The 24819-nt window shown below is 64.6% G+C and carries 20 protein-coding genes and 1 pseudogene; 11 read left to right on the forward strand and 10 right to left on the reverse strand.

All coding sequences use genetic code 11. From position 1 onward, the window contains the following. Window positions 1-143 precede the first annotated feature (143 nt). Both H2040_RS01925 and H2040_RS01930 read left to right on the forward strand, forming a co-directional pair. Complete coding sequence (locus H2040_RS01925) at window positions 144-1112, forward strand: UDP-glucuronic acid decarboxylase family protein (RefSeq protein ID WP_287153920.1); 969 nt, start codon at window positions 144-146, stop codon at window positions 1110-1112. An 11-nt stretch (window positions 1113-1123) separates the two neighbouring features. Next, window positions 1124-1684, forward strand: coding sequence for a sugar transferase (locus tag H2040_RS01930; protein ID WP_287153922.1), 561 nt, complete (start codon window positions 1124-1126; stop codon window positions 1682-1684). On the opposite strand, the gene H2040_RS01935 is transcribed toward H2040_RS01930, so the two are convergent. The 6 genes from H2040_RS01935 to H2040_RS01960 all read right to left on the reverse strand — a co-directional run bounded on the left by H2040_RS01935 (window position 1681) and on the right by H2040_RS01960 (window position 9880). Continuing rightward, window positions 1681-2310 (reverse strand): nitroreductase family protein, encoded by a 630-nt coding sequence (locus tag H2040_RS01935; RefSeq protein WP_287153924.1) that lies wholly within the window; start codon window positions 2308-2310, stop codon window positions 1681-1683. The two genes, H2040_RS01930 and H2040_RS01935, sit on opposite strands and share 4 nt — an antisense overlap. A gap of 88 nt (window positions 2311-2398) precedes the next feature. Next, window positions 2399-3802, reverse strand: a complete 1404-nt coding sequence (locus tag H2040_RS01940) for a hypothetical protein (RefSeq protein WP_287153926.1) — start codon at window positions 3800-3802, stop codon at window positions 2399-2401. Beyond that, window positions 3799-5166, reverse strand: coding sequence for a peptidoglycan-binding protein (locus H2040_RS01945; protein WP_287153928.1), 1368 nt, complete (start codon window positions 5164-5166; stop codon window positions 3799-3801). Before H2040_RS01945 ends, H2040_RS01940 begins: the two co-directional genes overlap by 4 nt. A 186-nt stretch (window positions 5167-5352) precedes the next feature. Further along, window positions 5353-6714, reverse strand: a complete 1362-nt coding sequence (locus tag H2040_RS01950; RefSeq protein ID WP_287153930.1) for an efflux transporter outer membrane subunit — start codon at window positions 6712-6714, stop codon at window positions 5353-5355. Window positions 6715-6719: 5 nt separating this feature from the next. After that, window positions 6720-8654, reverse strand: a complete 1935-nt coding sequence (locus H2040_RS01955; RefSeq protein ID WP_287153931.1) for a MacB family efflux pump subunit — start codon at window positions 8652-8654, stop codon at window positions 6720-6722. Beyond that, the gene (locus H2040_RS01960; RefSeq protein ID WP_287153933.1) at window positions 8651-9880 is read right to left on the reverse strand and encodes an efflux RND transporter periplasmic adaptor subunit; all 1230 of its coding nucleotides are present in this window, start codon (window positions 9878-9880) and stop codon (window positions 8651-8653) included. Before H2040_RS01960 ends, H2040_RS01955 begins: the two co-directional genes overlap by 4 nt. Before the next feature lie 200 nt (window positions 9881-10080). On the opposite strand from H2040_RS01960, the gene H2040_RS01965 reads away from it, so the two are divergent. Continuing rightward, window positions 10081-11307: an NAD(P)/FAD-dependent oxidoreductase gene (locus H2040_RS01965; RefSeq protein ID WP_287153935.1), complete on the forward strand. Its 1227-nt coding sequence runs from the start codon at window positions 10081-10083 to the stop codon at window positions 11305-11307. On the opposite strand, the gene H2040_RS01970 is transcribed toward H2040_RS01965, so the two are convergent. Both H2040_RS01970 and H2040_RS01975 read right to left on the reverse strand, forming a co-directional pair. Continuing rightward, complete coding sequence (locus H2040_RS01970; RefSeq protein ID WP_022696443.1) at window positions 11304-11471, reverse strand: hypothetical protein; 168 nt, start codon at window positions 11469-11471, stop codon at window positions 11304-11306. The genes H2040_RS01965 and H2040_RS01970 overlap by 4 nt on opposite strands. Window positions 11472-11563: 92 nt before the next feature. After that, window positions 11564-11806, reverse strand: a complete 243-nt coding sequence (locus H2040_RS01975; RefSeq protein ID WP_022696444.1) for a hypothetical protein — start codon at window positions 11804-11806, stop codon at window positions 11564-11566. A 111-nt stretch (window positions 11807-11917) separates the two neighbouring features. Here H2040_RS01975 and msrC point away from each other — a divergent pair, with 111 nt between their 5' ends. The 5 genes from msrC to H2040_RS02000 all read left to right on the forward strand — a co-directional run bounded on the left by msrC (window position 11918) and on the right by H2040_RS02000 (window position 17457). Continuing rightward, window positions 11918-12391, forward strand: a complete 474-nt coding sequence (msrC, locus tag H2040_RS01980) for a free L-methionine (R)-S-oxide reductase MsrC (protein ID WP_353844768.1) — start codon at window positions 11918-11920, stop codon at window positions 12389-12391. A 21-nt stretch (window positions 12392-12412) separates the two neighbouring features. Then, window positions 12413-13147, forward strand: a complete 735-nt coding sequence (locus H2040_RS01985) for a M48 family metallopeptidase (protein WP_287153941.1) — start codon at window positions 12413-12415, stop codon at window positions 13145-13147. Window positions 13148-13297: 150 nt separating this feature from the next. Further along, on the forward strand, window positions 13298-15091 hold the full coding sequence (locus H2040_RS01990) for an ATP-binding protein (protein ID WP_287153943.1): 1794 nt from the start codon (window positions 13298-13300) through the stop codon (window positions 15089-15091). Window positions 15092-15191: 100 nt separating this feature from the next. Further along, window positions 15192-16853, forward strand: a complete 1662-nt coding sequence (gene ettA / locus H2040_RS01995) for an energy-dependent translational throttle protein EttA (protein WP_287153945.1) — start codon at window positions 15192-15194, stop codon at window positions 16851-16853. 13 nt (window positions 16854-16866) lie between these two features. Further along, window positions 16867-17457 carry a glutathione S-transferase family protein gene (locus H2040_RS02000; protein ID WP_287153947.1) on the forward strand — a complete coding sequence of 197 codons (591 nt, stop codon included), beginning with the start codon at window positions 16867-16869 and terminating at the stop codon, window positions 17455-17457. Window positions 17458-17479: 22 nt separating this feature from the next. Here H2040_RS02000 and H2040_RS02005 read toward each other — a convergent pair whose 3' ends face one another. Together H2040_RS02005 and H2040_RS02010 are read right to left on the reverse strand one after the other, a co-directional pair. Next, window positions 17480-18064, reverse strand: coding sequence for a YdeI/OmpD-associated family protein (locus tag H2040_RS02005; protein WP_287153949.1), 585 nt, complete (start codon window positions 18062-18064; stop codon window positions 17480-17482). Between the two features lie 84 nt (window positions 18065-18148). Continuing rightward, window positions 18149-18928, reverse strand: coding sequence for an MlaA family lipoprotein (locus H2040_RS02010; RefSeq protein WP_287153951.1), 780 nt, complete (start codon window positions 18926-18928; stop codon window positions 18149-18151). Between the two features lie 182 nt (window positions 18929-19110). Between H2040_RS02010 and H2040_RS02015 the strand changes: the two genes are divergently transcribed. The 3 genes and pseudogenes from H2040_RS02015 (at window position 19111) to metH (ending at window position 24819) form a co-directional block, all read left to right on the forward strand. Further along, window positions 19111-20076, forward strand: a complete 966-nt coding sequence (locus H2040_RS02015) for an ArsR/SmtB family transcription factor (RefSeq protein WP_287153953.1) — start codon at window positions 19111-19113, stop codon at window positions 20074-20076. Beyond that, entirely contained in the window at window positions 20076-21002 is a 927-nt protein-coding gene (metF, locus tag H2040_RS02020) for a methylenetetrahydrofolate reductase [NAD(P)H] (protein ID WP_287153955.1), read from the forward strand. Before H2040_RS02015 ends, metF begins: the two co-directional genes overlap by 1 nt. Next, a pseudogene (metH, locus tag H2040_RS02030) lies at window positions 20999-24819 on the forward strand (methionine synthase). Before metF ends, metH begins: the two are co-directional and overlap by 4 nt.

Here is a 24819-nt window from a genome sequence, read left to right on the forward strand (position 1 = left end):
AAAAACATCAAGCGCTTTCAGAGGCGTGCTCGCTCTGCTTTAACACCCCGGTTGAGGGTTTTGAGCTGGATTCGGCGTTCGCGGCGACTGGCCTATACCCGCAAATAAGAAGATTCAACAACATAGAGGCGTAGCCACGCACCATGGATCGGTCATTTCACACGCGGCGGCGCGTTCTGGTTACAGGCGGAGCGGGCTTTCTGGGATCGCATCTGTGCGAGCGGCTGCTGGAGGCCGGGGCGGAGGTGATCTGCGCCGATAATTTCTTCACCGGCGCGCGCGCCAATATCGAGCACCTTCTGGACAATCCGCGCTTCGAGCTGATGCGTCACGACGTGACGTTTCCGCTCTATGTGGAAGTGGACGAGATTTTCAATCTGGCCTGCCCGGCCTCGCCCGTTCACTACCAGCACGACCCTGTCCAGACGACGAAGACCAGCGTGCACGGCGCCATCAACATGCTGGGGCTGGCCAAGCGGACCAACGCGAAAATCCTCCAGGCCTCGACCAGCGAGGTCTATGGCGATCCGGAAGTGCATCCGCAGACCGAGGATTATTGGGGCCATGTGAACCCGATCGGGATCCGGTCCTGCTATGACGAGGGCAAGCGCTGCGCGGAGACGCTGTTCTTCGATTACCGGCGCCAGCACGGCCTGCCGATCAAGGTGGCGCGGATATTCAATACTTACGGGCCGCGCATGCACCCCAATGACGGACGGGTGGTCTCCAATTTCATCGTGCAGGCGCTGAACGACGCGCCGATCACCTTGTTTGGCGACGGGGAGCAGACGCGCTCCTTCTGCTATGTCGACGACCTGATCGCGGGCCTGACGGGCCTGATGGACACGGACGAAGCCGTGACCGGCCCGTTCAATCTGGGCAATCCGCATGAAGTGTCCGTGCGAACGCTGGCCGAGCAGATTATCGAGATGACCGGATCGAAGTCGCAGCTGGAGCACCGGCCGATGCCGGAGGACGATCCGCGCCAGCGTCGCCCCGATATTTCACAGGCCGAAAGCGTTCTGGGCTGGCGGCCCTCGGTGGAGCTGCGCGAAGGGCTGGTCCAGACCATCGCCTATTTCGACGCGCTGCTGAGCGGTCAGGCGCGCTAGCGGCGCGGCCAATGAAACGCGCTTTCGATATCGCCGCGGCGGCCTGCGCCCTGATCGTGCTGGCGCCGGTTCTGGCGGTGATCGCCGTGATCGTGCGGCTGGAAACGCCGGGGCCGGCCATTCACTGGTCGCGCCGGGCGGGACGGAACGGCGCGCTGTTCGCCATGCCGAAATTCCGCACCATGCGGATCGACACGCCGGACGTCGCCACGCATTTGCTGGAGAACCCGGCGCAATGGGTGACGCCGGCGGGGCGGGTGCTGCGCAAGACCAGCCTGGATGAACTGCCCCAGCTATGGCCGATCCTGACCGGCGCGATGAGCTTCGTGGGGCCGCGCCCGGCCCTTCATAACCAGCAGGACCTGATCGCCTTGCGCGCTGAGGCGGGCGTGGACCGGCTGCGCCCCGGCCTGACCGGCTGGGCGCAGGTAAAGGGACGCGACGGGTTATCGATTGAAGAAAAAGTGGCGCTGGACCGGGATTATCTGGCCCGGCGCAGCTTTGTCTTCGATATGAAAATATTGCTGATGACCGCCGCCGCCGTTTTCCGGTCCGACGGCGTCGCGCACTAGGCTCGAAATTCGGTGATCAGGGCGTCGAGGTCCGGGCGGGGACGCTCAAGCGGCGTTTCGGTGGCCGTGCCCATATAGACGAAACCGGCGATGCGTTCGTCCTGCGTCAGGCCCAGCGCGTCCAGAACGCGGCGGTCGAAGGCGTACCATTCGGTCAGCCATTGCGCGGCGAAACCGCTGGCCGACGCCGCGATGATCATGTTCTGGCAGACCGCGCCGGAACACAGCACCTGCTCCCATTCCGGGGTCTTTCCGTCATCCTTTACGGAGGAAACGACCGCGACCACGACCGGGGCGCGGGTGAAGCGCGCGCCTTCGAAATCGATACGTTCCTGCGGGAAATCGGGATGATCGGCGCGGCTGGCCCCGGCCAGCGCCTCGCCGGCTTTCGTGCGGGCCTCGCCCTGCAGGACGATGAAGCGGAACGGCGCCAGTTTGCGGTGGTCGGGCACGCGGGCGGCGGCGGTGAGGATCGTGCGCAGCTGGCCGGCGTCCGGTCCCGGCTCGCTCATTGACCCGGCGACGGTCGAGCGGCGGGTCAGCAACAGCTCCAGCGTCTCGTCGGAAGCGCGGCAGGGGGCCAGTTCCTGGCCCTGTTCAGGCGTCGCTACGGCGGTGTTCGGCATGCCCTCTTGTCTCCTCGAATTGCGTTGCGTGATGCAAATGGCTCGCAACAAGGAGAAAATAAAGGGGCGGCGGGCGGTTTGTCTGCGTCTAGTACACCGGGATGCGGCAATCATAGGCCGCGCCGCGGGTCGTCCAGATATTGTCGGAGCCGTAGGGCGCGGCGTAGGAGCGGTCCTGATTGCGCGCCCAGCCGGCCAGTTCTCCCTCGCTCCATAACAGGGCCGGACGGCGGCCATTATAGGTGATGCGGGCGCTGGATGAGAATTCGCACCGGCCGGACGGCGGCGCGCCGACATAAAGGCCCGCGACCCGGTTATTGGTGATCACATAGCTGGAGGCGCGGATGTCGCCGGGATAGCTGGAGCGCAGCAGCAGGCCGACATCATTGAGCTGCAGCGTGCTGTCCAGCAACACCACGCCGGGGGAGGCGGCGAAGCGGTCGCCGGTCTGGGCGATGTCCAGGCCGACGCCGTTGCGCTGGAACAGCGTTTCCTCGACCACCGTATTGGACTTGGCGCGCAGGCCGACCGGGAAGCCGGCGATCTCGCTTTCCTTCACGCTGGCGTCGCCGCCCGCGACGCAGACGCCATATCCGCCCCAGTCGCAGGGCGAGCGTTCGATAATTTCTGACGGGCGGACGGGCAGGGTCTCCGGATAGGCGTAGCCCGTCTCCGCCGGGCCGACCAGTACGGCGCCGGAAACTTCCAGGTCGCCTTCGATCAGGCGCACGCCGCCGCCATGAGAGGTGCGCAGATCCATCTCCACATTTTCCAGCCGCACGAAGCCCTGACGGATTTCGATGCACGGGCTGGTCGAGGTTCCGGGCGCGCTCTCGGAGGAGGGCGTAATCAATCCGCCGGAAACAAAACCCGACGGGCCGCCGGCCAGAACCGGTTGCACAGGCTGCACCCGGGGCCTCTCGGCGCCGCCGCGCGGGGCAAAACGGACATTGGAGATGAACAGCGCCGGGGCGTTGGTGCGGGTCGGCGGATTGAAGGCCAGACACGCCGCGCCGCGCGGCTGGATGATGATGGAGCCGTAGGGGCCCAGACCCTCAATGGTCAGTGATTTGTCGATATCCAGAGGTTGGTCGAGATAATATGTGCCCGGCTTGACCACGATGCGCCCGCCATCAATGGCGTAGGCGATGGCGGCCTGAAGATCGCCGAACGCGCCGATGCTCTGGGTTCCGCCGGGTTCGACCAGAACATGGTTGGGATCGGAGATCACGACCGGGGCGGGCGGCGGCCGGTGACCATGGCCATGCGGCTTTTTCCGGCGCGGTTCGCCATAGCCGTAGCGGTCGCGGTCCAGCGCCGCGTCATAGGCGCAATGCTCGTAATATTTGCCGTAGCGATGCTCGCCCGTGCACTTGGCGTCCGGCACGGCGTAATAGTCCGGCCGGTCCTGCGCGGCGGCGGGAGCGGGCGCGGCGGCGAGCGCGGCCAGAGCGGCCAGCGGCGCGGCGAGGGCGAAGATAGGGCGGGTCATCGGCGGATCGGACCTCTGCAGTCACCAGAACTCATATAGGGGTCGAGCGCGGTCCGGAGCCGGGCGATATCCTCCCGCAGATGGGCGAGCGGTTCGCCCGGATAGGAATCGGCGCGCTTGAAATATTCGCAGGTCTCGGCCAGCAGGGCCTGTTGCTGTGGCTCGGTCGCCGCCTCCGGCAGCTTGTATTTGTAGGTGAGCAGGGCGAGGCCCAGATTGGCGCGCCCGGAAACCTTGAAACGGCGGTCCACTTCCGGCCCGGCCTGCCGCGCGGCGGCGCGCAGATAGTTCTCCGCCCGGTTCAGGTCCGGCGCAACGCCCACGCCCGACATGTACATCATGCCCAGCACCAGGGAGGAATGCGGACTGCCGCGGCTGAGATGGCAGCTGGCGGCCCCGCGCGGCAGGAAATCGTCATCGGCCAGGCTGCCATGGGCGGCGGTCTGGATGATGCGCACCCGCAGGTCGGGCGACAGCTCGCCATTGCCGGCCAGACCTTCGCATTCCTGGAAGCTGCGCACGGCGGCGCGGGTCTGCGGCCCGATTTTCCCGTCCACGGTCCCGCGCAGATGGCCCAGATCGATCAGGGCGATCTGCAGGTCATCGACGTCAATTTCGTCGGCGCGCAGCGCCGCCTCCAGAATGGGCAGGGAGCCGCCGCGCCGGGAAATCGACAGCTGCTGGGCGTATTGCCGCGCCAGCGCCGCCTCGCGGGAGGAGAGGCGGGGATAGAGTTCCTGCCACCGGGCCTCCGCGATGTCGGACCCGAACCCGTCAAATTCGGCGGCCGCGATGAAATAGGCGCCCGCGCGGACAAGGTCGCGCTCCAGCGCGCAGCCGGCCATGTGCATGTCGCCGACGATGATATAGCCGGAAACCCCCAGCCCTTTGAGCTGATCGGTCAGCCTGTGGCGCGCGGCGTCCAGCTGGCTGGAGGAAAGCTGCGGCGTGATGGCGTCCAGATAGGTGGCGGCGCGGTCGCGCTGGAAGCGGTGCTCGAAATCCAGCTCCCCGACGGTCACGGAGCATTTGCCGATGCCGGCCCAGACATAAGCCTCGGTCAGGTCGCGCGTATCGGCGCCGCCGGGGGCGTTGCCCGTATAGTAATCGACCAGCCGCAGCGTCGCCGTCAGGTCGCCGCCCATGGCGTTGCGGGCGGTTTGCAGGCGGCACTCGGCCTGTGACAGGGAACAGCCCAGCGCCGCGTCCAGCGGCGGATCGGACGGCCGCGGCCAGAGCCGGTCGCGTCCGTGCATCATCCAGTAAGCCGCCGCGGCCAGCAGGATCACGATGAGAAGTACGGCAAAGATCGCGGCGGCGTTGCGCCACGCCGGATCCGTGTCGGGATAATCGCTGTCAGTCACACTTCCCCCTGGCGGCCCCCGCGCATCGCCGGCTTTCAGGGCGGGCAAGGCGGGATCAACTCTGAGCGGGACGTGAATTCTTCACGGTCTGCTAGAGTTAACGATCAGTTAAGATCAACTTTCAGGGGAAAATCAATCGCGGTTTCGCGACAATTTAGAGGTTATCCACGTTATTCTGGCCTCAGACTACCATCCGCCGCCCAGCGCCCGGTAAAGACTGACGGACGCTGTCAGGCGTTGCTGGCGCGCCTGGACGAGACTGTCCTGAGCCGTCAGCAGGTTCTGCTGCGCGTCGAGGACGGAGATCAGATCGTCTGCGCCCGCCTGATAGCGAACCTCGGCGATTTCGAACGCGCGTCCGGCTTCCTCGGCCGCCTGGCGCAGATCCTCTTCCTGCCGTTCCGCCGCTTCCAGCGAGACGAGGGAATCTTCCACGTCGCGCAGGGAGTTCAGGATGGTCTGGCGATAATTCGCCGCCAGTTCCAGATATTGCGCGCGAACCTGTTGCAGACCGCCTTCGAGGCGGCCGGCGGCAAAGATCGGCTGCAGGAGGCCCGCCGTCAGCTGGCTGACCAGGTCGGAGGAATTGGTCAGGTCCTGGGCGGTCAGGCTGGCGCCCAGATCAATGGTCGGGAAGAACGCGGCGCGGGCCGCGTCGATATTGGCTTCCGCGGCGGCCAGCTGTGCTTCGGCCGCCAGAAGGTCCGGCCGGCGCAGCAGCAGATCGGACGGCAGGCCCGTTTCGATGGCCGGGGTGGTGATGGCGGTCAGATCGCCCTGCGGCGCGGCAAACGCTTCCGGCGTTTCGCCCAGCAGCACGGCGAGCGCGTGCTCGGTCTGGCGGGCGGACTGGACCAGCGGGCGCAGACGGGCGCGGGCGGAAGCCACGGCGCTGCGCTGACGCGCCAGGTCGAAACCGGACACCGCGCCGGCGTCATATTGCGTCTCGACCAGCTCCAGTATCCGCTCGGTCGCGTCGATATTGGCCTGCGCCACCTCGATCCGGTCGCGCAGCGCCAGCAGGGTGAAATAGGACGCGGCGACATCGGACTGCACCGTCAGGGCCAGCGCCTGCTGGTTGAAGATGGTGGCGGCCAGCTGCGACTCTGCGGAGCGCGCCTGGGCGCGGTTGCGGCCGAACAGATCCAGCTCATAGGAGGCCGAGACGCCGGCGGAGACGCTTTCGCTGGGCTGGAAGCTGGAGACGCCGGAGCCCGAGCCGTCACGCAGGCTGGCGTTCACGGACCCGTTGATCGAGGGCAGCAGCGGCGCCCGCGCGATTTGCAGCGCGCCGCGCGCCTGTTCCACCCGTTGCAGGCTGGCCTCGATCGACTCGTTGGAGTCCATCGCCTCGCTGACAAGACCATTCAGGGAGGGCTCGCCAAAGCCGGTCCACCAGGCCGGGTCGGGCTTGGCCGCCTCGACGTCCGCCGCGTATTTGTAATCGGCGGGAATATTGACCTCGTCGGTGTCGACGGGCTGGAAAGTCGTGCAGGCCGACACGCTGAACGCGGCGGCAAGAACCAGAGGGACGGCTTTGGAAAACATGAATGCTACTCCGAGGCGAGAGCTATGACCGGATCGAGGCGGGCCGCCTTGCGAGCCGGCAGATAACCGAAAATCAGACCAGTAATCAGCGCGCTGGAAAACGCCAACAGGGCGGGAGGTAGGGTCAGAACCGTCGTAATGCCAGCCCCGTTTAACGCAATTGCGACACAAATTCCGATTCCGACCCCGATTACGCCCCCCAGAGCGCCCACGACAAGGGCCTCGGTGTTGAACTGGATCATAATGTCGGACATGCGCGCGCCGGTCGCCATGCGGATGCCGATTTCGCGCGTTCGCTCGGACACGCTGACCAGCATGATATTCATCACGCCAATGCCCCCGACCAGCAGCGAAATGGCGGCGACCGAGCCCAGAAGCATGGTGAAGCTGGCTTGCGAATCCTCGATCGAGGTGATCAGCGCGCCGGCGTTGAAGAAGCGGAAATCTTCCTGCCCGTGGCGCTGGATCAGCATTTGCCGGGCCGCTTCCTCCGTTTCGCTGATGGCGGAGGTGTCGGCGACCTGCAGCGTGATCCCGTTCAGGAATTGCTGACCGAACAGGCGCATGAAGCCCGTGGTTATGGGAATAATCGCGATGTCGTCCTGGTCGGAGCCGAAGCTGCTGGCGCCGCGGGCTTCCAGAACGCCTGTAATCTCGAACGGCGCGCCGCCGACCAGCACGAATTTTCCGATCGGGTTTTCGTCGGGATAGAGCGTTTCGGCCACCGTGGAGCCGACCACCGCAACCGAGGCGTAACGGCTGACATCGTCGTCGGTGAAGAAGGCGCCGTTCGCCACCGGCCAGTTGCGCGCCTCGTCATAGTCGGCGCTCGTCCCCAGAATGCTGGTCTGGTAGTCGGTGGCGCCGGCGCGCAGCGTGGCGCGGCTGTTCCGCTCCGGCACCGCGTAGGCAATGTTGCCGATTTCGGTCAGCGCCCCGGCGTCGTCAATCGTCAGGGTGGCGATATCGCTGCCGCGTCCGCGCGTATTGGGCGCGCCGGGGCGGACGAAGAGAAGGTCAGGGCCAAGGGTCTCGAACCGCGCCAGCACGTCCTGACGGCTGCCCTCGCCAATCGCCAGCATCGCGACAACCGCCGCCACGCCGATCACCACTCCCAGCAGGGTCAGGGCCGTGCGGAACAGGTTCACGCGCAGCGAACGGAACGCCATCTTCACGGCTTCGCCAACCTGGGCCAGGGGCGTCGAGCCGCGGCTGAGCGCGACATCGCCCCCGACCGGGGCGGAGGGCGCGTCCGCCGCCCCGGCGTCGGAAACGATATGGCCGTCATGGATTTCGATCTGGCGGTGGGCGCGGGCGGCGACTTCCGGGTCGTGGGTGATCAGGATGACGGTGCGGCCCTGGCCGTGCAGATCTTCCAGCAGGCTCAGAAGATCGCCGCTGGAGCGGCTGTCCAGCGCGCCGGTCGGCTCGTCGGCAAGAATGACTTCCGGGTCGTTCATCAGGGCGCGGGCGACCGAAACCCGCTGCTGCTGGCCGCCCGATAGCTCGGACGGGCGGTGATGCACCCGGTCTTCGAGGCCGAGGTCCGAGAGCAGGTCCAGCGCGCGCTCCTCGCGCTCCTCATATTTGCGGCCCGCATAGACGGCGGGAATTTCCACGTTCTCCAGCGCGCTGACGGTGGTCAGAAGATTGTAGCGCTGGAAGACAAAGCCGAACGTGTCGCGGCGCAGCGCGGCCAGTTCGTCCGCGTCCATGTCCGATACGTCCAGGCCGCGCACCCGGTACTGGCCGGCGGTTGGCCGGTCCAGACAGCCCAGAAGATTCATCAGGGTCGACTTGCCAGAGCCGGACTGGCCCATGATGGCGACGAACTCGCCCTCCCGTATGGTCAGGGAGACGCCGTCCAGCGCGCGGACCTCGTTCTCTCCCGCATTATAGACGCGGGAGACATCCGTAATTTCGATGAGGGGCGCGCTCACCGGCCGAACCGCCGCCCGCCGCCCGGCGGCCCTCCCTCGGGCCGCGCCGGCATGGCGCCGCCGATGACCACCTGCTCGCCCTCTGTCAGGCCGGATACGATTTCCGTCTCCGTGCGGGTGCTCAGGCCCACCTGCACCGGGCGGGGCCGGGGGCCGTCATCGGTCATCACCATGACCATCTTGCGCGCCGCGCCGCCGCTTCCCTGATCATCGCCGCCGCGCGCCGCCGCCGGGCCTTCGCCGCGGGCGGGCGCATCACGCACCGCCATGGCGGGGACTTTCAACACGTCGCTGGCCTCGCCCAGCAGGAAGAAGACCTGCGCGCTCATGTCCGGCAGCAGGGCCTGGCCTTCATTGGCGACATCCATCAGCGCCTTGTAGAGCACCACGTCATTGACGATTTCCGGCTGCGGCAGGACCTGACGCACCGTCGCCTCCCACCGCCGGTCCGGCTCGCCCAGCGTGTTGAAATAGGCGGGCATGCCGGCGCGCACGCGGCTGACATCGGCCTCTGACACATCCGCCTCGACCGTCATCACGGACAGGTCCGCAATGCGCAGGATGGTCGGCGTGGTCTGGTTGGCGTTCAGCGTCTGGCCTTCCAGCGCGGTCAGGGACACCACCGTGCCGTCCATCGGGGCGTAGATGCGCGTGTAGTCCAGGTTGGCGCGATCACCCTGCAGGGTGGATTCCACGCCGTCGATCTGGGCGGCCAGCTGGACCAGCTTGGCCTGCGCGACTTTCAGCGCGGCGGCGCTTGAATCCAGCTCCTGCCCGCTGATGGCGTTCGCCTCGAACAGCGATTGCGCGCGCGCTTCCTCGGACCGCGCCAGCTGGAGCTGGGCCTGTTGTTCCTCGTAGGAGGCGCGGAGCTGCCTCAGCTGCGCCTCGCTGGCGTCGACGCGGGACTCCAGAACGGTCGGGTCGATCTCGGCCAGCAGATCGCCCTTCGTCACCGCGTCCCCGGCCTCGACGGCCAGGTTTTCCAGCTGGCCGGACACCTGCGCGCCGACATCGACATAGAATTTCGGCTGAATGGAGCCGAGCGCGGAGATCGACGATTCCATGTCGCCGCGCGTGACGTCCGCGGTGCGGTACTCCGGCGCTTCCTCGCCCCCGCGCAGCCAGAACCACCATACCGCGGCGGCCGCGATAACAACGGCGCCGGAAATCAGGGCCCAGCGGCGAATGCGGCGCGCGCGCCGTCTGGAGTTCGTGTTCGACATCAAGCGTAACCGTTTCCCAAAGTGTTTCGAATGCGTCTAACGGGCATGGCGGACCATTCCGTCGCCGTAATAACAGTAGAACAGGCGGGAAATGAACGGGAACTGAGCGAATTGCCGCTCCGGTCCCGCGCGCTTGGCGCCGTTCGCGCGCTGATCTAGGACCATGGCATTCGGATCGGCAACGCGGACGGGAATATCGCATGGGCGGCGTGGTGATTATTGGCGGCGGGCAGGGCGGCTATCAATGCGCGGCCAGCCTGCGCGCGGACGGTTATGAGGGCGCCGTCACGCTGGTGGGGGACGAGCCGTATCTGCCCTATCAGCGGCCGCCGCTTTCCAAGGAATATCTCTCCGGCGCCAAGGATGACGACAGCCTGTGGTTCCGCCCCGCCGCCTTCTTTGAGCAGCAGAACATAGACATCATCACCGGCGTCCGGGCGCAGCGGATTGTCCGCGCGGAAAAGACCGTCGCGCTCAGCGACGGGCGGACATTGGCCTATGACCACCTGGTCCTGGCGACCGGCGCGCGCGTCCGCACCCTGCCGGTGGAGGGCGCGGATCTGGACGGGGTGGTCAGCCTGCGCGGACTGGACGACGCCCGGGACCTGAAGGCCCGGTTCGAGCGCGCCTCCTCCTGCGCGGTGATTGGCGGCGGCTATATCGGGCTTGAGGTCGCGGCGGCGGCCTGCAAGGCCGGGCTGCCCGTGACGGTGATCGAGGCGGAGGACCGGGTCCTGTCCCGCGTCGCCCCGCCCGAAATCTCAAACTATTTTGAACGCCTGCACATGAATCGCGGCGTGGTGATGAATCTGGGAACCACGGTCACGCGGATCACGGGCGAGGGCGGCAAGGCCCGCGGAATGGAACTGGCGGATGGCCGCACGCGCGAGGCGGACCTCATCATCATCGGCATTGGGGTGACGCCGAACACGGACCTAGCGGAGGAGGCGGGTCTGGCGGTCGATGACGGCATCGTGGTGGACGCCATGCTGCAGACCGGAGACCGGGCGATCTTCGCCATTGGCGATTGCGCAAAATTCCCCTGCCGCGCGGCCGGGTGCGATGCGCGGCTGGAATCCGTGCAGAACGCCGCCGATCAGGGCCGCGCCGTGGCCCGGACGATCTGCGGCAAGGGCGCGCCCTATGCCGATATTCCGTGGTTCTGGACCATCCAGTTCGACGTGCGGCTACAGACGGCTGGAATACCGGCCGGCTTCGACCGCGCTGTCGAACGCGGCGACCCGGAAGCCGACGCATTTTCCATTTTCTATTACCGGGATGACGCGCTGATCGCCGTGGATTCGGTGAACCAGCCGGCCGATCACATGGCCGCGCGCATGATGCTGACCAAAGGCCTGACGCCGCCGCCGGCGCTGGCGGGAGATGAAAAATCCGATCTGCGCGGCTGGCTGAAGGAAGCGGGCTAGATTTTGGCCGGTTTGGCCGCGGAGGGCGTGCGGCCCTGCGTGACCATGCGAACCGCTTCGGGCTTGATGTTCAGGAAGCCAACGCCGTCGCAATCCTTGCAATCAAGATCCGCGCTTGCGCCGGCGCCATTGCATTGCGGACAGGGCATGGTGATGGGGGACATGTCGCGAGGCTCCTTACCCTCCGCTCCGGTTATAAGCGAGGGGTGGATTGCGGCAAGCGGAATTAACCGCGCCGCGAATGACGTTTTTGTGTTCAGGACTTCACGATCAGCCAGCGGTAAACGCCAATGATATTGATAACCGTCAGCACGGCGTTCTGCAGGATCAGCGGCGGCATGTCGTCCAGATAACCCGCCACCATCCAGCTTACCGAAGATACCAGGAAAACCAGAAAGCCGATTCCGGTTATCTTCGGACCCAGCTTCATGGCCACGGCGATGGCCGCGCAAATCCCCGTGCCGGTCGCCAGCCAGCGTGCAATTTCAACCAGCTCCAATGGATAGTCTCCTTGATTGGGCGCTTGCCAGGAAGCCCTAACGTGCGGCGTGCCGTTTTTATCCCGGCGATCGGCGCCTATATGCCTCTGGAATTCAAGAAGAGGTCGCTGATGCCCGCCGAGACGAAAACCGAAACCTATGCCCGTCTGAAACGCGAAATCGATGCGGTTCTGGAGGGCGAGCGCAACCAGACGGCGCGCTACGCGACCGCCGCCTGCCTGCTGAGCGAGGCGTTCGATCACTATTACTGGACCGGGTTTTACGTCGTCGATCCGGAGGATCCTGCGCAGCTGGTGGTCGGTCCCTATCAGGGCACGTTGGGCTGCCTGCGCATTCCGGTCGGCAAAGGCGTGTGCGGAACGGCGGCGGAGCGGCGCGAGACGGTGATTGTCGCCGATGTCGAGGCCTTTCCGGGCCATATCGCCTGCGACTCCCGCACGCGGTCGGAGATCGTCACCCCCGTCATGGACGCCGGAGGGCGCGTGGCCGCGGTGCTGGATGTCGATTCCACGGACCCTGACGCCTTTGACGCGGAAGACCGCGCCGGACTGGAGGCGATCTGCGCAGGCCTGCTGAACGCCTGACTTTCAGGCTAGGCTTTCCGCGTGAGCGAGTCGCGAACCATAGTCCTGAACGGGCAGGAGTTGCCCTATACGCTGAAGCGCAGCGCGCGCCGGCGGACCATAGGGTTTCAGATTGACCAGCATGGCCTGTCCGTCCGCGCGCCGGACCATGTCAGGGTCGGACGGATCGAACGCGCCCTGCGCCAGCGGGAAAGCTGGATCACAGAAAAGCTGACCGCCTGGCGGGCGCGTCCGCAGCGCCCCGCACCCGCCTATGCGACTGGCGACGCCCTGCCCTTTCTGGGGCGGGAGCTGGGCCTGCGCGTGATTGATCTGGACAAGGGCGTGCGCACGCAGGTGGAGCGCGACGGCGATGTGCTGACCGTCCGCGTCGATCCGGACCTGGCCGGCGAATTGCGCGCCGCGACGGTCAAACGCGCCCTGACGCGCTGGTACAAGCGGCAGGCCGAACAGGTCTATGCGCCGCTTCTGGCCGGGCACGCCCGCGCTCTTGGAAAGCCCGCGCCCAAGCTCATCGTCCGGCAGCAGGAGCGCCGTTGGGGCAGTTGCGATTCCAGCGGCGTGATCCGCATGAACTGGCGGCTGATCGGGGCGGAGGAACGCCTGATAGACTATGTCTGCGCGCATGAGGCGGCGCATCTGGTCGAGCCCAATCACTCTGCGGCGTTCTGGAGCGTGGTGGCGGGGCTGACCCCCGATTACCGCGACCGGGAAAAGCAGTTGCGGGAACAGCAATTTCTCATCGTGCCGTTCTGAAAGCCTTTTGAGTGGCGCAAGAATACGTCTGTGTCACCTCGGGATTGTAATTTTTTTGTCAAATTTTAGAAAAACCCCGGAATTCAGGCCGGTCATCAAGCATATGTTTACGCGCGCCCGTCATTCTCCCGCGCGGTTTGGGAGAGGAAAATGGTGCTTAAACGGACTCTGGTCGAGGCAGATCGGGCGGCGAAGCAGTGGTCGATTTCGACGACTCTGCAAAGCCAGCATCTCCGATATGTCTATATCACCGCATGGGCCTTGCCCGTTGCGGCGGCCGCCGGCTGGCTCCCTGCGCTGGTCTGGTTTGTTTTCACCATCCTGTTCGGCCTGTTTCGCGGCCATGTCGAAAAAGGCATAGGCCGGCGAAAGGACGGGCGAAACACGCAGGGCGTATTCGGCGAATGGTACACCGCCATCGCCGCCGCGACGAGCGCGGTCTGGGCGATATCGCCCATCATGGTCTGGTTGTCGGGCCATCCCGCGGGAAAGCCCGCAGCCCTGGCTCTGGTCGCCGCCGGTTTCTTCCTGGTCATCACGCAGTTTCGCGGATCGCCAAAACGCGCCATCTGGGTATCCAGCCCTTACGCTTTGACAGCCGTGGTCCTGGGGCTTCTGACGTTCCGCGGCATGGAGATGGTGTTGTATTTCGCCGCGCTGGCGGCGCTGGCGCTGACCATCGGTCATACAATCTTCCACCTGCATCTCTCGCATCGCCGGATCATCGAGTCGCAGCTTGAACAGGACCGGCTGATCGGCGAGTTGCGCAAGGCGCGCGACGCCGCGGAGTCGGCGAACCGCGCGAAGTCGTCCTTCCTGGCCATGGTCAGCCATGAAATCCGCACCCCGCTGAACGGCGTTCTGGGCGGCGCGCAATTGCTGGAAGCCAGCGAACTGGACGACTCCCAGCACAAGCTTGTGAAAATGCTGAAATCCTCCGGGTCTTCGCTTCTGGGCATCCTGAACGATGTGCTGGACCTGTCGAAGATCGAAGCGGAAGGCATGACGCTGGAATCGATCGAGATCGACCTGCCGGAGCTTCTGGCCGGCGCGTGCGAGATGTGGCGGCCGATGGCCGAAGAGAAGGCGCTGACCCTGACCCTCGAGGCGGGAGAGCTGCCAACCCGCATTGTCGGCGATCCGACGCGCATCAATCAGGTTCTCAATAATCTGCTGTCCAACGCCATCAAGTTTACCGAAAGCGGCGGCGTGGTTATCCGGGCCGGCGCGGAGGCGCTGGACGGCGGCAAGGCCAAAGTCAGCCTGGCCATATCCGATAGCGGGCCGGGCATTACCACCGACGTGCAGCAGCGCCTGTTCCAGCCCTTCACCCAGGCGGATGACTCCATCACCCGCCGCTTTGGCGGCACGGGGCTGGGCCTGACCATTTGCCGCCGTCTGGCGCGCCTGATGAATGGCGAGATCGACGTGGAATCGACGCCGGGCGAGGGCGCGACCTTTACCCTCAGCATCGTTTCCGCGGTCGTGGAATGGAATGGCGAAACCCGGGCCGCGGGCGCCTGCGCGACGGCGGTGACGGATTCAGACGCTTCCCTCTCCGTACTGGTGGCCGAGGACAACCCGGTGAACCAGCAAGTGATCGAGGCTTTCCTCAAAGGCGCCAATCATACGCTGTCCATCGCCCAGAACGGCGAAAAGGCGGTGGAGGCGGCCTCCGTCGAACGCTTCGACGTGATCCTGATGGATGTGCACATGCCGGTAATGGACGGCCTGCAGGCGGCGCGTGAAATCCGCAATGGCGGCGGCAGCAACGCCGCCACGCCGATTGTCATGCTGTCCGCCTCCGCCATGCCCGAGGAACAGCGCGCGGGCATGGAGGCGGGCGCCAACGCCTATCTGACCAAGCCGATCGAGCCGGAGAAACTGTTCGCCACGCTCGGCAAGGTCACGAACGGGGCGTCGCCGCTGGCCAAGGCGGGATAGACACCGGCGGGCCGCGCCGCCGCTAACCCTGATTGCTTCACATCGTCCGGCTCGTTAGAAGGCGCTCTTTCCGCGCCTTTTCACGTGATCGGGACGATTCATGGCCTCCTACCAGTACATTTTCCAGATGCACCAGATGTCCAAGACCTACGGGTCCAAGAAGGTTCTGGACGGCATCTCGCTCAGCTTCTTCCCCGACGCCAAGATCGGCGTTGTCGGCACCAACGGTTCGGGTAAATCCACCCTGCTGCGCATCATGGCGGGCGTGGACACCGAGTTTAACGGCGAGGCGCGCATCGCGGACGGCGCGACCGCCGGCTATCTGCCTCAGGAGCCCGAGCTCGACCCCTCCAAGACGGTCTGGGAGAACGTCATAGAGGGATCGGCCGACAAGCAGCTATTCGACGAATACAACGCCATCTCCATGCAGCTCGCCGAGGATTACACCGACGAGCTGATGGAGAAGATGACGGCGTTGCAGGAGGACATCGACGCCAAGGACGCCTGGGACATCGATTCCAAGATCGAGATGGCGATGGAGGCCCTGCGCTGCCCCGACCCTGACGCCGATGTGACGCGTCTGTCGGGCGGGGAGCGCCGCCGCGTGGCGCTGTGCCGGCTGCTGCTGGCCAAGCCGGACCTGATCCTGCTGGACGAACCGACTAACCATCTGGACGCTGAATCAGTGGCGTGGCTTGAGCATTTCCTGGTCGATTATCCGGGCTCGGTCATTCTGGTGACCCATGACCGCTATTTCCTGGACAATATCACGGGCTGGACGCTGGAGCTGGATCGCGGCCACGGCGTGCCTTACGAGGGCAATTACTCCGCCTGGCTGGAGCAGAAGCAGAAACGCATGGTGCAGGAAGGGCGCGAGAAGGAAGCCCGCACCAAGCAGCTGGAGCGCGAACTGGACTGGATCCGGTCTTCGCCCAAGGCCCGCCAGACCAAGTCCAAGGCGCGGATCAGCGCCTATGAGGAATTGCGCAACAAGGCGGACAAGGAAGCGGTCACAACCGCGCAAATCCAGATTCCGTCCGGGCCGCGCCTTGGCGATCTGGTGGTCGAGGCCGAGAACCTTAAAAAAGGCTTTGGCGACCGGCTGCTGATCGACAATCTGGATTTCAAACTGCCGCCGGGCGGCATTGTCGGCGTGATCGGGCCGAACGGGGCGGGCAAGACGACGCTGTTCCGCATGATGACCGGGCAGGATGAGCCGGACGAGGGATCGCTTCGCGTCGGCGAAACCGTGAAGCTGGGCTATGTGGACCAGTCGCGCGACGCGCTGGATCCGGCCAAGACGGTCTGGGAAGAGATTTCCGGCGGCAATGACATCATCGATCTGGCGGGCCGTGAAGTGCAGTCGCGCGGCTATGTCTCCTGGTTCAACTTCAAGGGCGGCGACCAGCAGAAGCCGGTCGGCAAGCTGTCCGGCGGGGAGCGCAACCGCGTGCATCTGGCCAAGACGCTGAAGTCCGGCGCCAACCTGCTGCTGCTTGACGAACCGACCAATGATCTGGACGTGGAAACGCTGAGCGCCCTGGAAACCGCGCTGGAAGACTATGCCGGCTGCGCTGTTATCATCAGCCATGACCGCTTTTTCCTGGACCGCATCGCCACCCATATCCTGGCCTTTGAGGGCGACAGCCATGTCGAGTGGTTCGAGGGCAATTTCCAGGACTATGAGGAAGACAAGAAGCGGCGCCTGGGTCCCGCGGCGGAAATCCCCAAGCGCCTGAAATTCCAGAAATTCAGCCGGTAAGGCGGCGGGCGCGATGATCCTCTACGGCGACTCTGGCAGCGGCAATTGCCTCAAGCCCAGATGGGTCGCCGATTATCTCGGCCGCGATTACGAATGGCGCGAGGTCGACGTCACGTCGGGCTACACGAAAAGCGCGGAGTTTCTGGCGATCAATCCGGCCGGGCAGGTTCCCTGCCTGGTCTTCACGGACGGCGGCGGGCATCTGGCGCAATCCAACGCCATCATGCTGTTCCTGGCGGAAGGCTCTGACCTGATCCCGGGCGATGCGTTCGCCCGCGCCAAGATGTTCGAATGGCTGTTCTGGGAACAGTACAGCCACGAACCGGCCATTGCGGTGCGGCGCTTCCAGAAAAAATATCTCGGCAAGCCCGATAGCGAGATCGACCCCGCTCTGATGAAAAGGGGCGAGGCCGCGCTGAGCCTGATGGAAGGCCAGCTGGGCAAACACGATTATTTCGCGCCGGCCTCGCTCAGCCTCGCCGACATCGCGCTGGCCGCCTATACGCGGGTCGCGCCGGAGGGCGGGTTTGATCTTCAACCCTATCCGAAAATCCGCGACTGGCTGACCCGCGTGGAACGCAAGCTCGGCCTGGACCCGGCCTAGCCTTCCCGCCGCCGGTGGCCGCTCAGCGGTCGTGCATGCCCTTGCCATCGAAGATGCGTTGCCGGTGTTTCTCGATCCGCGCCGTCCGCGTTTCGGATTTCCTGGCGCCAGAGAAGTGCAGGATATAGCCGCGTTGGCGGCCGGGCGTCAGCGCCTCGAACGCGGCCCTGAAATCGGGATCCTCATCGAAGCAATCGACAAGCTCGTCAGGCAGTTCAGGCTCCGGCGCGGCGTCCAGCTCAAGGCCTGCTTTCTCGGCCGCGATCGCCGCTGTCACGAAGCCCTGGATTGCGCCTTTGCGTCCGGAGACGTCCTCGGCGCTGGTAAAGTGCAGGCGCCGCCCGTGGCGGGAATTGGGGCCGGGCGCGTGCAGCAGGCCGCCGGGATCGTCCAGAAGCGCGCCCTTGAAGAACATCAGCGCCAGATGGTCTTTCATGCGCTGGATAATGGCGATGTTGCCGCCCTCGAAACTGTAGCAGGGCTTTCCCCATTTCAGCTCTTCGGTCAGCCCGCAATCGAGGAGGATCTGGCGCAGCGTGTCAGCCTCGCCCTTCCATCGCTCTGCCTGTTGGAAGGATTTGTCGAGCTGGGGGTTCGTGGCGGCCATCTTTCAAGTCCCTGGCAAATGGTGTTCAAGGCGTCGCAGCACAGGGAAAAGGCGGCGGGCAAGACCCGACAGCCGCCGAAAGATTCAGGGCCGCTCCGGCGTTTCCGGGCGCGCGCCGTAGCGGTGCTCGATCTCCACTTCGCGGCGCTCATGCGCGATGTGGTCGATATTCATGATCTCGTCGGACCGCGCCTGCTCATAGGCCCGCCGGTCCTTCATGTAACCGTCTTCATCATCGGGCCGGGCGGCGACAGTCTGGGCTTCGTCCATCGTGTCGACGGCGTTGACCCCCATCTTGGCGGCCGACAGCGCCCCGGGCAGGCGAACCGGGTTCATCAGCCCGTCCACCACGCCGCCTGAAAAGTCGCGGACATTGGTGGAGCCGCCCAGCGGCGCAACCATGTAGGGGCCGGGGGCTGTGCCCCATTTGCCCATGGTCTGGCCGAAATCCTCGCGCCGCTCGTGCAGGTGGATGGCGTCGGCGACATCGAAAATGCCCAGCACGCCCACCGTGGAATTGATTGCAAAGCGCGAGGCCGCCACCCCGACCGTCGCCGGTTCGGCCTGCAGCGCGCCGTTCAAGGCGTTGGTCGGTTCGCCCAGATTGGAAAACACGTTCTTGATGTGGTGCACGGTGTTGTTCGTGCCCGACTCCGCGTCATCGGACATTGTGCCGTCCACTCGATTGGCCACGGGCGCGACCACGCGCTCCGAAACGGTCTCGTTAAGACCGTGAATCGGCCGGTTTACCCGCTCCAGCGGGTCGCCATAGGCGACGTCATGCTGTGTGGACGAGGCGCAAGCCGTCGCTCCGCACATGGCGGCGGCGCAGCATAATAGCGATATCGAACGGGACTGTCTCATGGCTCCATACTTCAAACGCGCCAACGGCGGGAAAGGCGCCGGAGACGACTGATATTGCAGATTATCACATGCAGATCGGGGCCGAAAAATGACCATTGAACAGGTGTTTTATCCCACGATCCGGGCTTGCGCGATAATCATATAAAGATATCTTTATATCCCTAGACGCAACAAGGACCGGAATGGACCGTTTGATTGCCACATTGCGCGCCGCCGGAGAGCCAACGCGCCTGCGCATCCTCGCCCTCCTGGGCCGGGGAGAGCTGACGGTGAGCGAAATCGTCCAGATTCTGGGCCAGAGCCAGCCGCGCGTCAGCCGCCATATCAAGCTGCTGTCGGAAGCAGGTCTGGTTCACCGCATCCCGGAAGGCGCCTGGGTATTCTATCGCCTGTCCGACGCGGACAGCCCCTCGCGCCGCCTGGTGGATGCGGTTACCGCGAACCTGCCGGAAGATGACGCCGTCCTGCGGCGGGATCTGGAGCGGCTGGAGATGGTCAAGGCGCATCGCGCCGAAAACGCCGACCGCTATTTCGAGCAGGTCGCCGACGACTGGGACCGCATTCGCGCCCTGCATCTTTCCGAAGACGCCGTGGAAGACGCCATGCGCGCCCTGACCGGCAACCGGAACTTCAATTACATGGTGGATATCGGCACCGGCACCGGCCGCGTGCTGGAGCTGTTCGCCAGCCAGATCAAGCGCGGCGTCGGCGTCGATATCAATCGCGACATGCTCAGCGTCGCGCGCGCGAACCTGAGCCGCGCCGAGGCGGGCCATGTCTCGATCCAGCAGGCCGATCTTTACGCCCTGCCGTTCGAGGACAATTCGGCCGATCTGGTGACCATTCACCAGGTGCTTCACTATCTCTACGACCCCGGTCACGCCCTGACTGAAGCGGCCCGCGTCATGACGCCGGGCGGCATCTTGCTGATCGTCGATTTCGCGCCGCATCAGCTGGAATTCCTGCGCACCGAGCACCAGCACCGGCGCCTCGGCTTTTCCGATCAGGAAATCAGCGAATGGAGCAAGGCCGCGGGCCTTATTCCGATGAAGAAAAAGTCCCTGCGGCCGACGGGCTCGGGCGAACGCCTGACCGTCAAACTCTGGACATTCAAAGCCTCGGCCGACGCCGAGATGGAGACTGCTTAATGACTGACCTTGGACCTGTCGCCCTCGCCGCCGTCGAGGATCGCGGACGGCCCGACGTATCCTTCGAGTTCTTTCCGCCCAAGACCGACAAGGCGGAGGAGCGTCTGTGGGACGCGATCCGCAAGCTGGAAACGCTGAATCCGCGTTTCGTGTCGGTGACCTATGGCGCCGGCGGCTCCACCCGCGACCGCACGCACCGCACGGTGAAGCGGATCAAGGACGAGACCACGCTGACGCCCGCCGCCCATCTGACCTGCGTCGACGCCTCGAAAGCCGAGGTGGACGCGGTGGTGAAGGATTACTGGGAGGCCGGAATCCGCCACATCGTCGCCCTGCGCGGCGACCCGGCGGGCGGCATCGACGACAAGTTCGTCGCCCATCCGGAAGGCTACAAGAACGCCACGGAGCTGGTGAAGGGCATCAAGGCGATTGGCGATTTCGAGGTCAGCGTCGCGGCCTATCCGGAAGTGCATCCCGAATCGCCGCACATGGATCACGAGATCGACGTCCTGAAGCAGAAGATCGACGCCGGGGCCGACCGCGCGATCACGCAATTCTTCTTCGACGCCGAATGCTTCATCCAGTTCCATGACCGCTGCCGCAAGGCCGGTATCGAGATTCCCATCGTGCCGGGCGTGATGCTGCAGCCCAATTTCAACGGCCTGAAGAAGATGGCCGGCATGTGCGGGGCGAAGATCCCGGAATGGTACGACACGCTTTATGAGGGCCTCGACGAGGACAAGGACACGCGCCAGCTCCTGGCCGCCTCCATCGCGGCGGAGTTCTGCGCCACCCTGCAGGCCGAGGGCTTCAACGAATTTCACTTCTACACGCTGAACCGCGCTGACCTGGCCTACGCGACCTGCCGCGTGCTGGGGATGAAGCAGCAGGTCCAGCGGCGACCCATGAAGGAGGCCGCAGAATGAACCGCAAGGAACGCATCGAAAAATTCCGCGAAATCGCGAAAGAGCGCATCCTGATCTTCGATGGCGCCTGGGGCACCATGATCCAGGATTACGGCTTCACCGAAGACGATTTCCGCAACGACAAGTTCACCGATCACCCCTGCGACCTGAAGGGCAATAACGACATCCTGTCGATTTCCCGTCCCGAGGCGCTGAAGGAAATCGCGCGCGCCTATATGGAGGCCGGCGCCGATATCATCCTGACCAACACGTTCAGCGCGACCGAGATCAGCCAGGCCGATTATGAGTGCGAACCGCACGTCCACGAGATCAATCTGAACGCCGCGAAAATCAATCGCGAAGCGGCCGACAAGATGACCGAGGAAACCCCGGACAAGCCGCGTTTCGTCGCCGGCTCCATCGGGCCGACCAACAAGACGCTGTCCCTGTCGCCGGACGTGAACAAGCCGGAATATCGCGAAATCTCGTTCGACTATCTGAAAGACGTCTACAAGGCGCAGGCCCGCGCGCTGGCCGAGGGCGATGTCGATTTCTTCGTCGTGGAGACGATCTTCGACACGCTGAACGCCAAGGCCGCCATCGCCGCGATCATGGAGCTGGAAGAGGAGATCGGAGAGCATATTCCGACGGTTCTCTCCGGCACCATCACCGACAAGTCCGGCCGCACGCTGTCCGGCCAGACGGTGGAGGCGTTCTGGCATTCCATCCGTCACGTCAAACCGCTGATGGTCGGCCTGAACTGCGCGCTGGGCGCCGACGACATGGAGCCGTTCCTGGCCGACCTGTCGCGCGCCGCGGACTGTCTGGTCCACGCCTATCCCAATGCTGGCCTGCCCAACGAGATGGGCGAATATGACGAGTCGCCCGAGGCGATGTCCGAACAGCTGGGCCGCTGGGCCAAGCGCGGCCTGATCAACGCCGTGGGCGGGTGCTGCGGCACAACGCCGGACCATATCCGCGCCATCGCGGAGGCGGTCAAAGGTCACTCGCCGCGCAGCATTCCGGAAAAAGAGGTCGCGATGCGCCTGTCCGGGCTGGAGCCGTTCACCGCCGCGGCCTGATCGTCGCGCGGAACGCCAAGGATTTTCACACGAGACCCTCAAGGAGGGCTTCGACCATGAGCCAATCGGCTTCGAGTTTCATCAATATCGGCGAGCGGACCAACGTCACCGGCTCCGCGCGCTTCCGCAAGCTTATCGAGAACGAGGATTACGACACGGCGCTGGAAGTCGCCCGCCAGCAGGTGGAGAACGGCGCCCAGATCATCGACGTGAACATGGACGCCGGCCTTCTGGATTCAGAGGCCGCCATGGCGCATTTCCTCAAGCTGATCGCCTCCGAACCGGACATTGCCCGCGTTCCGATCATGATCGACTCGTCGAAATGGACAGTGATCGAGGCCGGCCTGAAATGCGTTCAGGGCAAGGCCATCGTGAACTCCATCTCCATGAAGGAGGGCGAGGAAGGCTTCATCGAGGAAGCCAAGAAATGCCTGCGTTACGGCGCGGCGGTCGTGGTCATGGCCTTTGACGAGGAAGGCCAGGCGGACACGAAAGAGCGCAAGGTCGAGATCTGCAAGCGCGCCTACAAGATTCTGACCGAGCAGGTCGGCTTCCCGCCGGAAGACATCATTTTCGACCCCAACATCTTCGCCATCGCGACGGGGATCGAGGAGCATAACGACTACGCCAACGCCTTCATCGAGGCGACTCGGGAGATCAAGGAAGCCTGTCCGCACGCCCATATTTCAGGCGGTGTTTCCAATATCTCCTTCTCCTTCCGCGGCAATGAACCCGTGCGCCGGGCCATGCACTCGGTCTTCCTCAAGCACGCCATCGAGGCGGGCATGGACATGGGCATCGTCAATGCCGGCCAGCTGGATATCTATGACGATATCGACCCCAAGCTGCGCGAACTGTGCGAGGACGTGATCCTCAACCGCAGCGAGGAGGCAACCGAAAACCTGCTGGAAACGGCGGAGGAATACCGCGACTCCGGCGGCGGCAAGAAGGACGACAAGAAGAATCTGGAATGGCGCGAATGGCCGGTCGAAAAGCGGCTGGAGCACGCGCTGGTCCGCGGCATCAATGAATATGTCGTCGAGGACACAGAGGAAGCGCGCCAGAACGCAGAGCGCCCGCTGCACGTCATCGAAGGTCCGCTGATGGACGGCATGAACGTCGTCGGCGACCTGTTCGGCGCGGGCAAGATGTTCCTGCCGCAGGTCGTGAAATCGGCCCGCGTGATGAAACAGGCCGTCGCCCATCTGACGCCCTTCATGGAGAAGGAGCGCGAGGAGCTGGGCCTGGCCGAGGAGCCGAAGGGCCGCGTCGTGCTGGCTACGGTCAAAGGCGACGTGCACGATATCGGCAAGAATATCGTCGGCGTCGTGCTGCAATGTAACGGCTACGAGATCACCGATATGGGCGTCATGGTGCCGTCCGAGAAAATCCTCAAAAAGGCCAAGGAAATCGGCGCCGATATTATCGGCCTGTCCGGCCTGATCACGCCGAGCCTGGACGAAATGGTGAATGTTGCCGCGGACATGGAGCGGGAAGGCTATGACCTGCCGCTGCTGATCGGCGGGGCCACGACCTCCCGCACCCATACGGCGGTGAAGATCGAGCCGGCCTACAAGGCGGGCCCGACCATTCACGTGATTGACGCCAGCCGCGCCGTGGGCGTGGTGTCCACGCTGCTGTCGCAAGACGACCGCCAGAAATATATCGATGACATCGCCGCCGATTACGACAAGACGCGCGAGGTTCACGCCCGCTCCAAAGGCAAGCGCAAGCGCCTCAGTCTTGAGGAAGCGCGCAAGCGCAAATTCGATATTCAGTGGGATCACTATGACCCGCCCGCGCCGAAAAAGCCGGGCGTGCACGTGATCGACGACCTGAAGATCGGCGATCTGCGCCCGATCATCGACTGGACGCCCTTCTTTGCCGCCTGGGACATCAAGGGCCGCTATCCCGACATCCTGAAGGACGAAAACAAGGGCGAAGCCGCGCGCAACCTGATGAAGGACGCGGAGGAAATGCTCGACCGCATGGAGGAAGAGGAGTGGCTGAAGCTGAAAGGCGTCGCCGCCATCTGGCCCGCCAATGCGGACGAGAATGACGACATCCAGATCTACGCAAGCGATGACGAACGGGACGAGGCCATCGCCACGTTCCACGGCCTGCGCCAGCAGGCCGACAAGGGCGAGGGCAAGGCCTCCCGCTGTCTGTCGGACTATGTCGCGCCCAAATCCAGCGGCAAGACGGACTGGATTGGCGGCTTCTGCGTCACCGCCGGCCATGGCGAACTGGAGTCGGCGAAGAAATACGAAGACGCCAATGACGACTATAATTCACTGCTGGTGAAGTCGCTGGCCGATCGTCTGGCCGAAGCCTTTGCGGAATACATGCATATGCGCGTGCGCAAGGAGTTCTGGGGCTATGCCGAGGACGAGGATTTCGAGACGAACGAGCTGATCAAGGAAGCCTATCAGGGCATCCGCCCCGCGCCGGGCTATCCCGCCCAGCCGGAGCATACGGAGAAGGGCACGCTGTTCGACCTGCTGAACGCCACGGAAAATGTGGGCGTGGAGCTGACCGAGAGCTACGCCATGAACCCGCCTGCCAGCGTCTCGGGCATGTATTTCTCGCACCCGGACGCGCGCTATTTCTCCGTCGGCAAGCTCAGCCGCGACCAGGTGGAGGATTACGCCAGGCGCAAGGGCTGGGAACTGAAAACGGCCGAGCGTTGGCTCGGCTCCAATCTAGACTATGATCCCCACGCCGACGAACAACCGGCGGCGCAAGCGGCGGAGTAG

This window comes from Euryhalocaulis sp., from assembly GCF_013911995.1.
GTDB classification, from domain to species: domain Bacteria; phylum Pseudomonadota; class Alphaproteobacteria; order Caulobacterales; family Maricaulaceae; genus Euryhalocaulis; species Euryhalocaulis caribicus.